A 13,665-nucleotide genomic window follows, 5' to 3' on the forward strand; every position below is an offset into this window, starting at 1 on the left:
TGATTAAATTTACTTATGGGTTGCCAGTGGCGTTGCTGGTGGGTGCGTTTTTGGTAGTCTGGACAGGACTATCAAAATCTGGCGAGTATCTGGGCGTTAATTTGTCTGAATCAGAATAACCAGGATTAAAGGATGTACAGGATGATTTTTTTGTTTAAGAAAAAATGATATATATATTAATGATATAATATCTTTAAATCCTTATACCAACAGAAAATTAAACAATAACAATCCTGTAAATCCTCAAATCCTGGACATCCTGATTCTGACAAAAAATGCTGATTTTTGTGACATTATATTAGTAATTAAATATAGGAGAAAATAAAATGACATTTAAAGAACAACTGGTTACAGAAATTGAATCAATGACAGAAGAAGAAATAGCAGAAGTGCTGATGATGGTTAAAAATATGAAAATTAAAAAAGCAAAACCTCCTCAACGTCTAGGTTCAGGTAAATCAATTTTACGCCATGCTGGTAAATGGCAAGGTGATGATCTTAAAGATTGTTTACAAGCAGTGTATGATGCGCGTGGTTTAGCTGAATTTTAATCATATTAATAATATACTTATGTATTTAACGATTTGGAAATAGGGATTTATAAGTTCACAAATCACAATCCTGTACATCCTCAAATCCTGGATATCCTGATTCAGACAAAATAGAAATTTTTCAATGATAGAAAAAAATATTCTACCAACAGTCACAAACAATTCATAAATCACAATCCTGTACATCCTCAAATCCTGGCTATCCTGATTCAGACAAAATAGCAATTTTTCAATAATAGAAAAAAACATTCACAAACAATTCACAAATCACAATCCTGTACATCCTCAAATCCTGGATATCCTGATTCTGACCAAAAAAATACCTAAAAACCCATACACCAAAAGACTTTTAACTCCGTTCCCATTCCCTGCGATCGCTTTTCTCCTGTTTGTTCTTGAGTGAAGGCGAACTTTATCCTAAAATGGCCAGTAGGCATTTGGTGAAGTGGTTGATTTTAATTGCCTCTTCCTCCTAAAAACGAATCAAAAGCAGTTAAAAGTAAGATAAGTCACCTGTGAGTAGCTCCTAAACAAAAGCTAACAGCTTGATATTGGATGCTCAAAAAGGTAGGTTAGATGTTTTGAGTATCTTAGAGAGTATGATGAAAACTATGAAAGCTGAACATATTGATTTTCCAGTGCTACACTCGGAATTATTCTTACGTCATCGTCTACAGGTAGTAGAGGAATTGTGGGAGTCGGTGCTGCGTCAAGAATGCGGTCAAGAAATGGTGGATCTTTTGCGTCAACTGCGGGATTTATGTTCCCCAGAAGGACAAGCCACAAATGACCTAGCTGCCTCTGCTGTAGAATTGATTGAACAATTGAATATCAATGAAGCAATTCGTGCGGCGCGTGCCTTTGCGTTGTACTTTCAGTTGATTAATATTATTGAGCAGGAATACGAGCAAAAGCAGCAATTAAATCGCTATACTGGGGAAACTGACGAGGACGTTTTCCCCAGTATAATTTATTCCACTAATCAACGAGATGAAGAATTACCTGTTACGAAAGAAATAGGTAGCGACTTAATGACAGCAGAAACTCCCCAAAAAGGAACTTTTGCGGCTTTATTTCCCCTGTTATTTAAGTTGAATGTCCCACCCCAACAAATTCAACGCCTGATTTCCCAACTGGATATCCGCTTAGTTTTCACTGCACACCCGACGGAAATTGTCCGTCATACTATCCGGGATAAACAGCGTCAGGTGGTTCATCTTTTGCAAAAACTAGATGAAGCCCAAAATCGTGCTAGTAGCTATCCTTGGGAAACCTTGGAGGTGAAGGAAAGATTACTGGAAGAAATTCGCCTCTGGTGGCGCACTGACGAATTACATCAGTTTAAACCAACGGTTTTGGATGAAGTAGATTATGCTCTTCACTACTTTCAGGAAGTGTTGTTTGATGGTATTACGCAACTATACAAACGCTTCAAATATTCTTTGGGGGAAACTTTTCCCTGGTTACAACCACCGACGACAAATTTTTGCTCTTTTGGTTCTTGGGTAGGTTCAGACCGAGATGGTAATCCTTCGGTGACACCGGAGGTAACGTGGAAAACCGCTTGTTATCAACGAAAAATGGTCTTAGAGCGGTATATTAAGTCAGTTAAAGAGTTAGTGTCTTTATTGAGTGTATCTATGCACTGGAGTGATGTACTACCAGATTTGCTAGAGTCTTTGGAGTTGGATCAATCACAGTTAAGTGGGGTGTATGATGATTTAGCATTGCGTTTCCGCCAAGAACCTTATCGTCTGAAGTTATCTTACATTCTCAAGCGGTTAGAAAATACCCGCGATCGCAATTTGGCTTTATATAATCGGGAAACGCCAAACAATGAAGATGCACCTATGTACCGTTCTGGTGCGGAATTTTTAACAGAATTGTTGTTAATTCAACGCAATTTAACGGAAACAGGTTTAAGTTGTCGAGAATTGGAAAATCTGATTTGTCAAGTGGAAATATTTGACTTTAATCTGACCCAATTAGATATTCGTCAAGAATCATCTCGTCATGCTGATGCTATCAATGAGATTCTCGAATATTTGCAACTTTTACCCCAGTCCTACAACGAATTATCAGAAGCACAAAGAATCGCTTGGTTAACTTCAGAATTGCAAACTCGGCGGCCCTTGATTCCCGCTGAATTACCATTTTCAGAAAAAACCAATGATGTAATTGAAACTTTCCGAATTTTGCGATCGCTACAACAAGAATTTGGCATTAAAATCTGTCAAACTTATATCATTAGTATGTGCCGCGAAGTTAGCGACGTACTAGAAGTTTTACTCTTAGCCAAAGAATCGAGTTTATTTGATCCTGTAGTTGCAGTGGGGACAATTCGCATCGTTCCTCTGTTTGAAACAGTAGAAGATTTACAACGTTCTAGAGGCGTAATGCGGGAACTGTTTGAATTGCCTTTATATCGGGCAATGCTGGCTGGTGGCTACGCCGCAATTAACACTTCGACTTCGCTCAGTGCAAAAGCTTCGACTTCGCTCAGTGAAAAACAAGCACCTCCATCTATTTCTGCTCTAAATCCTAACTTACAAGAAGTAATGTTGGGCTATTCCGATAGTAATAAAGATTCTGGTTTTTTAAGCAGTAACTGGGAAATTCATAAAGCTCAAAAATCACTTCAGAAAATCGCCGAAAGTTACGGTGTAAATCTGCGGATTTTTCACGGACGAGGCGGTTCTGTGGGACGTGGTGGCGGTCCTGCTCATGAAGCGATTTTAGCCCAACCAGGTCATAGTATTAGTGGCCGGATTAAAATTACCGAACAAGGGGAAGTCTTAGCTTCTAAATATTCCTTGTTAGATTTGGCTTTGTATCACCTAGAGACTATCACCACAGCCGTAATTCAAGCCAGTTTACTAGGAACAGGGTTTGATGACATTGAACCTTGGAATGAGATCATGGAAGAGTTATCTCATGCGTCGCGTCAACACTATCGTAACCTAATTTATGAACAACCTGATTTCATTGACTTCTTCCACCAAGTCACCCCCATTGAAGAAATCAGCCAATTGCAAATTAGTTCTCGTCCAGCCCGTCGTCCATCTGGTAAAAAAGATTTAAGTAGTCTGCGAGCGATTCCTTGGGTATTTAGTTGGACACAAACCCGGTTTTTATTACCTTCTTGGTATGGAATTGGCACAGCCTTACAAGAATTTTTAGACGCAGAACCAGAACAACATTTGAAATTACTTCGCTATTTCTACCTTAAATGGCCATTCTTTAAAATGGTGATTTCTAAAGCCGAAATGACATTAGCAAAAGTAGACATGGAAATGGCGCGTCACTATGTTGATGAATTGTCTAACCCTGAAGACAAACCTCGATTTGAGACAGTTTTTGCCCAAATTTCTAGCGAATTCTTTCTGACCAGAGATTTAGTTTTAAAAATCACCGGACACCAAAAACTATTAGATGGTGATCCAGTATTGCAACGTTCTGTACAATTAAGAAATGGAACAATTGTGCCTTTAGGATTTATCCAAGTTTCCCTATTAAAACGCCTTCGTCAATCAAAAAATGCCCCCACAACCGGAGTAATTCACTCTCGTTACAGCAAAGGAGAATTACTCCGAGGAGCATTATTAACCATCAACGGAATTGCTGCCGGCATGAGAAATACAGGCTGATAAAAACCAAAAAGCAAAAGGCGTAATTTCTTCCTTTGCGCCTTTGCTCCTTTGCGCCTTTGCGCGAAACAAAAATATGATCAAAAAACGCATTCTTATTTGTACCTTTTTGGCACTTTCTTCCGGTTTTTTTACTGCTTTAATAGCTGGACAAATCACCGTAATGCAACATAGCCAAAAATGTCAAAACCAAGCTTGGGGATTTAAACAAATGTGCAGCGCTTTAGTGACTCCGGGTGCAAGTTGGCAAGGAAGCACTGCGGGACTGTGGACAGGGACAATTTTAGGAGCGTTTGTGGGTGGGTTGATTACACGCAAATCTAGCGATTGGTAGTTGGAGATATGGGTTTTTTTACAGTTCTGGTTCTACTCCTAAAGCGCGTAATTGGGCGATGAGGCGATCGCTTTTTTCTTTTTCACTTTCAGCCCGTTGGCGTTCATTTTCAGCCCGTTGGCGTTCATTTTCAGCCCGTTGGCGTTCATTTTCGGCTGTTTCATGACCATCAAGTAACAAATTACCATCTAAATCCCACCAACGTAGCCAAGGTAACTCCATATTTTGATATGTCCCTTGCCAAATACCTAATTCTACTCCCATAGGTGTAATCGGATAATGACCTCGTTTATTTGGTGGCAATAAATGATATTGTCCCTCCATGAGATGATATACTTCCACGCTGGCTTTACTAACTTCATAAATGCCGTAAAAGGCAGGTTTAATCACTTGTTCATAAATCCAAAATTTCCCCTGCCAAGGTGTTTTATCTCTTTCTTCTGTGCCATTTCCTGATACAAATTCTAAAGCAATTAATGGGGCAATAAATTCTTGCCAAAGCACATAGGAACGTCGGACTTTACCATCTAATAATGGTGGCACATGAGGAACATAAAACCAATCAGGGGCTTCTGCACCTCGTTCTGGTGGTTCAGTTATTCGCCAATAAATACCGCTATCTTGTCCTATAGCATATTGTCCATCAGCGTGGAGTTTTTGTAATACTGGAATGATAGATTGAGTTAGTAGAATGCTTTGAGGATGTTCCTGGAAATTTTTCACAAATAGTCCGTTAGATTCTGGTAGTTGAGTATGATCTGGAAGGCTGGTTTGTGTATAGGGAGGATCTGCGGTAAAGGTCATGATGTCCTCGTATTTTAGAAGGTTTATTGTAGTTAAGAATTTAAGACTCCTAACTTCTGAGATTAAGTAGGATGACAATAAACAAATTATAACAATAATTTACAGATACCTGAACTTACCTGAATTATACTGTACACAGTGCATTATCCTTCATCTTGTTAAGAATGAACAGTAATTCATCTATGTCGGTAGAGCCAAAACAAGAACTCTTGTTTTTGTCATCAGAGATGGGAAACGGAAATATATTGCCAGAAAAAAGCCAATTTGGCGATAAAACTCCAAATAATCATCAGGATTTTTGGCAATTATGGAACTCACATCAAAGTTATCTTTACAACTGTTGTTTAAAATGGCTCAACGGTAATTCCCATGATGCGGAAGATACAGTAAATCAGGTAATGCTAAAAGCTTGGACTCAATGGACACAATCTACAAATGACATTGAACATCCTAAATCGTGGTTAGCTCAAATTACTTATAACTGTTGCATAGATGTGTCTCGAAAACGTCAATTAGAAGTTACAACAATTGATAATATTGACGACACAATACTTATTCCTAATTTACAACTTCCTGAATCCCAGCTTTTGAATGTGGAACTGGAGGCATATCTCAAGTATAAAATTGCATCTTTACCCGATAGATTACGCTATCCTTTTATTTTACGTTGTTGTCAAAACAAATCCTATCCAGATATCGCTAAACAACTCACCATTTCTGAAGAGAACCTTCGTAAACGTATTCAAGAAGCGCGAAGGATTCTAAAACGGGATTTAAATAAATATCTTGCGGGGGAAGATAACACTTCTTTTGATTCCTTTTCATTAAAAATCGTGATTCCAATAGTAGAAGAAATTGACTACAAAGCAACTTTAATATGTCTGGAAGCCTTACCACATCATTGGTACAATTCACCGATTCATCTGGTATAAAGATGAATGCTCAGTTATTAATAGCAGAAAAATCAGCCAGAAAACAACAGAAAATTATCACTTTAAACAAGTACATTGAAAAATATCCTCAAGGATGGGAAAAAAGATTAGAATTAGCTGATTTGCTTTACGAAATAGGAAACTGGCAACAAGCCATTATCGAATATAATCAAGTAATTGTACGACAACCTCAACTACTTGATATCCATCTAAAATTGGGGAAAATATTGCAGTTAATGGGACAAAAAGAAGAGGCTTGTAAAGCCTATAATACAGCCCTATTTTTGTCTGAAAATCCAGGAAATCAGCATCATATACAAGGATTAATTGCAGTTTGCGAAGGTGACAATGAAAAAGCTCTCACAGCCTTTAATTTAGCCACAAGTTTACAACCTGATCAAGTATTTCACCGACTGGCTTTGTCACAGGTATATCAAAATGTAGAAAATCCCCTGGGTATTCTCCGCACTCTAGAGCCGGTTTTAGCAATCAATCCAGATGATGTTATGTCCCTGATTTACAGCTATGATGCCCTGATGGCGGTGGGGGATATACAAACGGCAAAAGAGAGGTTTAACAGCCTTATAGCCCTAGCTGGTGATGATTTTCGGGTAATACAACGACAAATTGATCAACGTTTGCTGGCGAGAATGGTATCCGGTGAAGAGGGGAAAATCACTAAAAAAATGATTACCTCCTTACTAGGAACAATTCCCCATAGTGTTGAAGTCCATAAATCCTTAGCCTACTATCACATTTTACGAGGGGATTGGGCGAAAGGGGTGGAGGTATTAGCCAAATTTACCACAGAATCCCCCAATTATCCTTATGGTTGGTATTATTATGGGCTGAGTTTATTCCACACAGGGAAATACCAGCAAGGGGCGGAAATGATGGAGAAAGCGTATTATCTGTATCCCCATGACCGGAAAATTTATCAGGGTTTGTGTGAAATTTTACCCTTTGCACCTCATCCAGAGAAGAGTAAAACGATTCTTGCTTCCATAGTGGAGGAGATGTTAACGCGCTTTCCTGAATGCTGGAGTATGTGGACAACTGCGGGGCGGGTATTGGTGGAAAATTTCCCAGACATTGAACGGGGTTGTCAGGTTTCCGAGCAGGGGACAAAACTACAACCCCAGTTAGCTGATGCTTGGTTGCGTCATGGCCAGGTGTTGATTTTGGCTCGTAAACATCGGGAAGCCCTGGAAGCCTTAAAAAAGGCATGGGAGCTTTTACCAGATGGAGGTTATTTGCAATCCGTACCAGCGGCGTTTTGGTTGGGGGAGAGTTATCGAGTTTTGAAAAATGCTAAGGCTAATAAACGGTGGTGGGAGGTAGCTGCTCAAAAATGTCAGGAGTTGAGGTTATTTAACCCAGCCATGGCTGATTACTGGTTAGGGAGGGTGATGTTTCGCTTGGGGGATAAGTCAGGGGCTAGACGGGCTTATACAGGGGCTTTGAGTCAGCAGTTATTGTATCCGGTGCGTGGGGATGTGGAGAGAATTTTGGAGAGGCTTAAAAGGTAAGATTAGTAAGGGTTATGGCGATTTAGGGTGTTTTTTTTTGGGAAATTTGTCGGTAACTCGAAAAATTCACAAATGGGGGGGGGTAAAACGTCTAAATAGTGTGGGAAGAAAAAACCACTGAATTAAATTAAACTCATCAAGGATTTTTGAACATGAAAGCTACAATTACGAAAAAACTGAACGTTTTGATTTTGGCAGTAGTTCTGTTGATAGGTACATTTGTATTTGTTCCTCAATCAGCTTTAGCCGATCAATTTAAGTCACTTACAATGGAATTTGGCGCAGATAGGTCAGGGTCTGATTACAGAGATACTGTACAGACAGACAATAATCCTCTCAATTGTCAAGTTTCTTGTGCACAAGACACAGCTTGTAAAGCTTATACATTTGTGCCAGCAGGAATTCTTACTTTTGAGCCTCGCGGTCCAGTTGCACGGTGCTATTTAAAAAATTCACGGCCACAACCAACTCGTTATAAAGGTTTAATTAGTGGCGCAAAATTACCCTAATTAAGTGCGATCGCTGATCCTGTAGGGTGCGTTAATGAAATGTAACGCACATTATGTATGTTTATTTACTGATTTTCGGTGCGTTACGCTGTCGCTAACGCACCCTACGTTTTTGTCGTGGTTGATAGCCTTTCCCTTGTTTCCTCACAAATCAATCAACTTAATTTGGTATAAACTGGGTTTTGTTACTATAATTTATGTTTCTAAATCTTTAATTGCCTTTTGAACCTTTCATCTGAGATATTATGCTATTAACAGTGGTTAAATAAGTTTAATTTATGTATGCCAGCTAAAGATTTATTTCATAATACAGTTAAAACAGTCCTGACAAAAGATGGATGGACAATAGATGTTTATGATGAGTTTTTTAGTCGGAAGTTTATTCAAAGAATAATTGGCGAATATGACCTAAAATTACTGATTTTTAACCCAGATCAAGAGGAGATTGTGATATGGAGAGACTAAATTACAAAGAAATAGTCCAAACAATTCTGGAAGGTCACGCAAGAAATCGCCCAAATAATCAAACAGAAGTTAAATTGATATTTGATACAGAGCGCGATCATTATCAAGTTATTAATATTGGTTGGCAAGAACTAACGCGAATATTTGGTTGTATTATTTACGTAGAAATTAAAGATGGCAAAATTTGGATTGAACGCGATGGCACAGAAATCGGAGTAGCTAATGAATTAGTAGAAGCTGGAGTTCCTAAACAAGATATAGTTTTGGGTTTTAAAGCTCCATACAAACGGAAATTTACCGAGTTTGCTGCTAGTTGAAAATGTGATTGAAGTCAAAAAACGTTCCCATTACAAACCAATCACTTTCCCTATCTTCGAGGCTATTCTTACCTACCTCCAATTCCTCCTGATAGCGAAGCGTGGCGTTAGCAATACTCCTACCTCTCACGAAAAGACTTTTTCAGCAAACCCTATTTATGATTACGAGCTTATGTTTTTTACTCATATTACACCATAATTGGGCAAAGGGCAAATATCCCCGCTTTCACCTGTAATACCCGCAATAATATTTAAAACCAATTTTTATTCAGCAGTTTGTTACTGACAATGACCACAAACATTAACAAACCAAACTGAATTGGCCAAGGTGCTAATACTAAACTTACAATAAAAATGACGGCTGTGAACACACCTGCAATATTGGTGATTTCATCATCATTTCTTTGGAAGAGATAGCCAGTCATTACACCTGTAACTAATGTTATTAAGAAAAATAAAGGCATTTTCACTAATCTCCAAACTACGAGCTACTGTTTAATACCAGTAGATTTTAACCTTCTTCAAGAACGTTATTAACATTATACTTAAGTAAGACAAAATGGCAACAAATTTATTCTCAAGTGATGAAATTAGCTATTTTAAAATGATGCCATTATTTGCTAAATTAAGTTAACACTATCTATTCGTGCTGGAATCAATTTAACACTTTCAATTTAAATATCCAATGTTGAACATTTCCCAACTCCTCGCAACTGAACTAAAACTTAAACCCCACCAAGTACAAAATGCGCTAGAACTCTTAGCAGAAGGGGCGACAATTCCCTTTATTGCGCGTTACCGTAAAGAACGCACTGATGAAATGGATGAAGTGCAATTACGGGATTTACAAGATAGGCATAATTACTTAACGGAGTTAGAAGAAAGAAAGAAAGTAATTGTGAATGCGATCGCTCAACAAGATAAACTTACTCCAGAACTACAAGCAAAAATAGCATCCTGTCTCCAAAAAACCGAACTGGAAGATTTATATTTACCCTATCGTCCTAAACGTCGGACACGCGCTACCATTGCCAGAGAAAAAGGGCTAGAAGCACTGGCTACATTTATTAAATCCCTAAATGTTAAAAATGGTATTTCCGCATCTTTAGAGGCAGAATCAGCAAAGTATATTTCGGAAACCTTGGGAGTAAAAAGCGCAGATGAAGCTTTAAAAGGTGCGTCTGATATTTTAGCTGAAGAAGTAGCAGAAAAAGCAGAATTACGCGCTTATGTCCGCGATTATCTGTTAGAAAATGGGGTATTTATTTCTCGGATTAAAGACGAACATCCTCAAGGGACAACTAAATTTGAAATGTACCGAAATTATCAGATTAGAGTCAAAAATATTGCCCCTCATAATCTGTTGGCTTTATGTCGAGGAGAAGATGAAAAAATTCTCAGTTTTGAAGTTGCGTTTGATGAAGATTTTGTGCTGGGTTATTTAGAATCTCAAGAAATAAAAACTCAAGTTCGCAATATTCGAGATTTTTATCAAGTCATGTTAAAAGATAGTTTTAACCGCTTGATGAAAACTTCCTTAATTAGCGAAGTAACAAACGAGAAAAAAACCTTTGCTGACATAGAATCAATCAAAACTTTTGAAACCAATTTACGAGAATTGCTATTATCCGCACCCGCAGGAATGAAACCCACAATGGCTATAGATCCAGGTTTTAGAACCGGGTGTAAAGTCGCTATATTAGATGAAACTGGGCAATTTTTAGAATATCAAGCTGTCTTTCCCCACCAAGCAGCAGAACAACGCCAAAAAGCCGCCCAAACTATTAAAAAATTACTTGAAAAATACCAAGTTCAATTAATCGCTATTGGTAACGGTACAGCGTCACGGGAAACAGAAGAATTTGTAGCCGAAATATTACCAAATATAGCCCATAAACCAGTTAAAGTTGTGGTAAATGAATCTGGTGCATCTATATATTCTGCCAGCGACGTAGCTAGAGAAGAATTTCCCGATTTAGATATTACCGTGCGGGGTGCAATTAGTATTGGGAGAAGATTACAAGATCCTTTAGCAGAACTAGTTAAAATAGATCCTAAATCAATTGGTGTCGGACAATATCAACATGACGTTGATCAAAAATTACTGAAAAAGAAATTAGATGAAACCGTCGAAAGTTGCGTTAACTATGTGGGTGTAGACTTAAATACTGCTTCCAAAGAACTGCTGACATTTGTTTCGGGAATTACCCCCACCATAGCTAATAATATTATTGCCTATCGTAACCAAAATGGCGCATTTAAAAATCGTCGTCAACTTTTGAAAGTAGCGAAATTAGGACCTAAAGCCTTTGAACAAGCAGCAGGGTTTTTAAGAATTCGTGGTGGTGAAAACCCCTTAGATAATACCGCAGTTCATCCAGAAAGTTACTCTTTGGTACAATCTATCGCGGCTGATTTAGGAGTATCCTTAAATCAAGTGACACAAGTTGCAGAAAACCTCAAAAAAGCCAACATCAAAAAATACGTTACCGAAACCATTGGAGAACCAACCCTGCGCGACATTCTCAGCGAATTAGAAAAACCAGGCAGAGATCCTCGTGCGGAATTCAAATATGCTACCTTTAAAGAAGGAATCAAAGAAATTAAAGATCTAACCGTCGGAATGGAACTAGAAGGAATCATTACCAACGTTGCTAACTTCGGTGCTTTCGTTGATATTGGAGTCCATCAAGATGGTTTAGTGCATATTTCCCAACTTGCTGATAAATTTGTAGATGATCCGAAAAAAATTGTGAAAGTTGGACAAGTCGTTAAAGTGCAAGTTTTAGAAATCAACGAAAAACTCAAACGCATAGGTTTATCAATGAAAGGAATCAAACAATAATTACCTCTCCCTGACTTGTTATACTCAAAACGGCTAGAAGCTGGACTTTTTTATCATACAAAGAACAAGGTTTAAAGCCTCTCCCCGCACCTCTCCCTATAGGAGAGGGAAAAGGAATAACATTTAATACTGGAGAGGTTTACCAGAGGGGTTTCATATTTGGTTAAACTATGAACCGTTTGCAGTATAGTTAGGTAAATTGTCAGAAGTGGCTAACACCTCCCGTAAGAGGGTGTTTGAAAAGTTATGGTTGATGTATCAAATATTTTTTACCCCTCCCTAACCCTCCCCTTGTAAAGGGCAGGGAACTGGATTTTTATTGTTTCCCCCCTTTCCCCTTGTAAAGGGGGTAGCAATATGATGAAAATTACGGAATACCACTTTTAAAACATCCTCTAAGGGATACAGGATATGCAGGATTAAAGGATGAAAATCAGAGATTTGATCACAAATCACCAAATGTTTACCTGTCCTTTGTATTCTGTTGTTGAATAATCTCGCTAATTTCTGCCAAACTTAAGTTTAAAACTTGTGCGATTTGTTCTCCAGTTAAACCCAATCCTATCAATCCAGGAACTGCGTCTAATTTGGCTTTGCGTTCACCTACTTCTATTCCTTCTTCCTTTCCCTCTTCTTTTGCTTCTTGATAAAATCGGGTTTGTTTTAACTCACTTAATCCAAACATGGCTTCTATTTCCTCCCTATTCATTCTTGGAAACTTGTAAATTAAAATTGTCTCGATGATTTGTAATACTTGTTGCTGTTGCAGTTGAGAATCTATCTCTTGTTTAGTTCTGGTGATAACTAATTTAACCAAGTTACAAATCAGGCTTTTTTACTGTTGAATTAGATAAACTTTGAGACTTTTTAATAAATCTTTCATCAAAAGTATAAAACTCTAAACAATGATTACTAGAAGCTAAATGAAAAGCATCTGCAAAATCAATACCATTTTCATGCCATTCAATAACTTGTAAAATTAGCTTTTCATTAGTTAAATAAACATTAGGTAAACCGAAAACCTTTCTAAAAGCCTGACAAATTTCCAAAGGTTTAAACTTATAAGCAAACCTTAAAACCCATTCAGTTTCTAAGATGACAGTATCAGCAATAAAAATATTTTTATTTTTGAATAATGCTAAACTTTGTTGATACTGTAGCTCATCATCTTTGGTAATAAACCTAACGACAATGTTGGTATCAATAGCAATCATTGATTCCATGATTCTTCAATTCCCTGTGCTACCGCTTGTTCCATCTCTTCAATTGTTTTGGCTTTTCCTTGATAATTTAAACAACCAGCCGCATCATCTAATTTTGTTTCTGGAAAAGTTTTTTTAGGCTTTAATAAAATTCCATCACCCAAATTAATTATTATTAATTCTTGACCATCTTGCCAATGATACTGATCTCTTAAAACTTGGGGAATGGTAATTTGACCTTGAGTTGATAGTTTAGTAATTTCCATTGCAATAATTTTCCACTATTTATGGTAATCCAATTTTAACATATATTCATATCTATATTAGCCAATATGATAAACTGCTAATTCATTTTCCTCATCATCATCAAACCTCACTTCAATTCCCACAGCTTGAGAAATCCAATTTGCACTATCAAAATATTCTGGAATTGAAAAACCTTCTGCTGGATAGGTACGATACCAAAATTTTATTGTATCATTCCATCTATAACCTTCCGCTTTCAACAAATCCCTAATTGTGTAAGTACC

At 37.7% G+C, this 13,665-nt stretch carries 14 protein-coding genes and 1 pseudogene; 9 read left to right on the plus strand and 6 right to left on the minus strand.

The genetic code is table 11. The features are described from left to right. Nucleotides 1-326 precede the first annotated feature (326 nt). From FJR08_RS21420 to FJR08_RS21430, 3 genes are all read left to right on the plus strand, one after another. Nucleotides 327-551, plus strand: a complete 225-nt coding sequence (locus FJR08_RS21420; RefSeq protein WP_168634503.1) for a hypothetical protein — start codon at nt 327-329, stop codon at nt 549-551. 602 nt (nt 552-1,153) lie between these two features. Then, nucleotides 1,154-4,198, plus strand: a complete 3,045-nt coding sequence (ppc, locus tag FJR08_RS21425) for a phosphoenolpyruvate carboxylase (RefSeq protein ID WP_168634513.1) — start codon at nt 1,154-1,156, stop codon at nt 4,196-4,198. Between the two features lie 76 nt (nt 4,199-4,274). After that, complete coding sequence (locus tag FJR08_RS21430) at nt 4,275-4,532, plus strand: hypothetical protein (RefSeq protein WP_015078792.1); 258 nt, start codon at nt 4,275-4,277, stop codon at nt 4,530-4,532. Between the two features lie 18 nt (nt 4,533-4,550). Here FJR08_RS21430 and FJR08_RS21435 read toward each other — a convergent pair whose 3' ends face one another. After that, entirely contained in the window at nt 4,551-5,336 is a 786-nt protein-coding gene (locus FJR08_RS21435) for a Uma2 family endonuclease (RefSeq protein WP_168634504.1), read from the minus strand. Nucleotides 5,337-5,500: 164 nt separating this feature from the next. On the opposite strand from FJR08_RS21435, the gene FJR08_RS21440 reads away from it, so the two are divergent. From FJR08_RS21440 to FJR08_RS21460, 5 genes are all read left to right on the plus strand, one after another. Next, nucleotides 5,501-6,268 carry an RNA polymerase sigma factor gene (locus FJR08_RS21440; RefSeq protein ID WP_168634505.1) on the plus strand — a complete coding sequence of 256 codons (768 nt, stop codon included), beginning with the start codon at nt 5,501-5,503 and terminating at the stop codon, nt 6,266-6,268. Then, nucleotides 6,214-7,797 carry a tetratricopeptide repeat protein gene (locus FJR08_RS21445; protein WP_168634506.1) on the plus strand — a complete coding sequence of 528 codons (1,584 nt, stop codon included), beginning with the start codon at nt 6,214-6,216 and terminating at the stop codon, nt 7,795-7,797. The genes FJR08_RS21440 and FJR08_RS21445 overlap by 55 nt, the downstream gene beginning before the upstream one ends. Before the next feature lie 152 nt (nt 7,798-7,949). Next, a complete protein-coding gene (locus tag FJR08_RS21450; RefSeq protein WP_168634507.1) occupies nt 7,950-8,306 on the plus strand; it encodes a PAN domain-containing protein in 357 nt (118 codons plus the stop codon). A gap of 282 nt (nt 8,307-8,588) precedes the next feature. Continuing rightward, nucleotides 8,589-8,771, plus strand: a complete 183-nt coding sequence (locus tag FJR08_RS21455) for an element excision factor XisH family protein (protein ID WP_168634508.1) — start codon at nt 8,589-8,591, stop codon at nt 8,769-8,771. After that, the gene (locus tag FJR08_RS21460; RefSeq protein ID WP_168634509.1) at nt 8,759-9,088 is read left to right on the plus strand and encodes a XisI protein; all 330 of its coding nucleotides are present in this window, start codon (nt 8,759-8,761) and stop codon (nt 9,086-9,088) included. The genes FJR08_RS21455 and FJR08_RS21460 overlap by 13 nt, the downstream gene beginning before the upstream one ends. Before the next feature lie 251 nt (nt 9,089-9,339). On the opposite strand, the gene FJR08_RS21465 is transcribed toward FJR08_RS21460, so the two are convergent. After that, nucleotides 9,340-9,552 carry a hypothetical protein gene (locus FJR08_RS21465; protein WP_015078799.1) on the minus strand — a complete coding sequence of 71 codons (213 nt, stop codon included), beginning with the start codon at nt 9,550-9,552 and terminating at the stop codon, nt 9,340-9,342. 221 nt (nt 9,553-9,773) lie between these two features. Between FJR08_RS21465 and FJR08_RS21470 the strand changes: the two genes are divergently transcribed. Next, nucleotides 9,774-11,933, plus strand: coding sequence for a Tex family protein (locus FJR08_RS21470; RefSeq protein ID WP_168634510.1), 2,160 nt, complete (start codon nt 9,774-9,776; stop codon nt 11,931-11,933). A gap of 463 nt (nt 11,934-12,396) precedes the next feature. On the opposite strand, the pseudogene FJR08_RS21475 reads toward FJR08_RS21470, so the two are convergent. From FJR08_RS21475 to FJR08_RS21490, 4 genes and pseudogenes are all read right to left on the minus strand, one after another. Then, nucleotides 12,397-12,738: pseudogene (locus FJR08_RS21475) on the minus strand (Rpn family recombination-promoting nuclease/putative transposase); the annotation flags it as partial. A 13-nt stretch (nt 12,739-12,751) separates the two neighbouring features. Then, the gene (locus FJR08_RS21480; RefSeq protein ID WP_254435826.1) at nt 12,752-13,156 is read right to left on the minus strand and encodes a type II toxin-antitoxin system VapC family toxin; all 405 of its coding nucleotides are present in this window, start codon (nt 13,154-13,156) and stop codon (nt 12,752-12,754) included. Beyond that, nucleotides 13,144-13,401 (minus strand): AbrB/MazE/SpoVT family DNA-binding domain-containing protein, encoded by a 258-nt coding sequence (locus FJR08_RS21485; protein ID WP_168634511.1) that lies wholly within the window; start codon nt 13,399-13,401, stop codon nt 13,144-13,146. The genes FJR08_RS21480 and FJR08_RS21485 overlap by 13 nt, the downstream gene beginning before the upstream one ends. Before the next feature lie 57 nt (nt 13,402-13,458). Further along, nucleotides 13,459-13,665, minus strand: a 207-nt coding sequence (locus FJR08_RS21490) for a hypothetical protein (RefSeq protein WP_168634512.1), incomplete at its 5' end; no start/stop codon positions are given.

The organism is Dolichospermum sp. UHCC 0260, from assembly GCF_009711985.1.
Classification (GTDB): Bacteria; Cyanobacteriota; Cyanobacteriia; order Cyanobacteriales; family Nostocaceae; genus Dolichospermum; species Dolichospermum lemmermannii.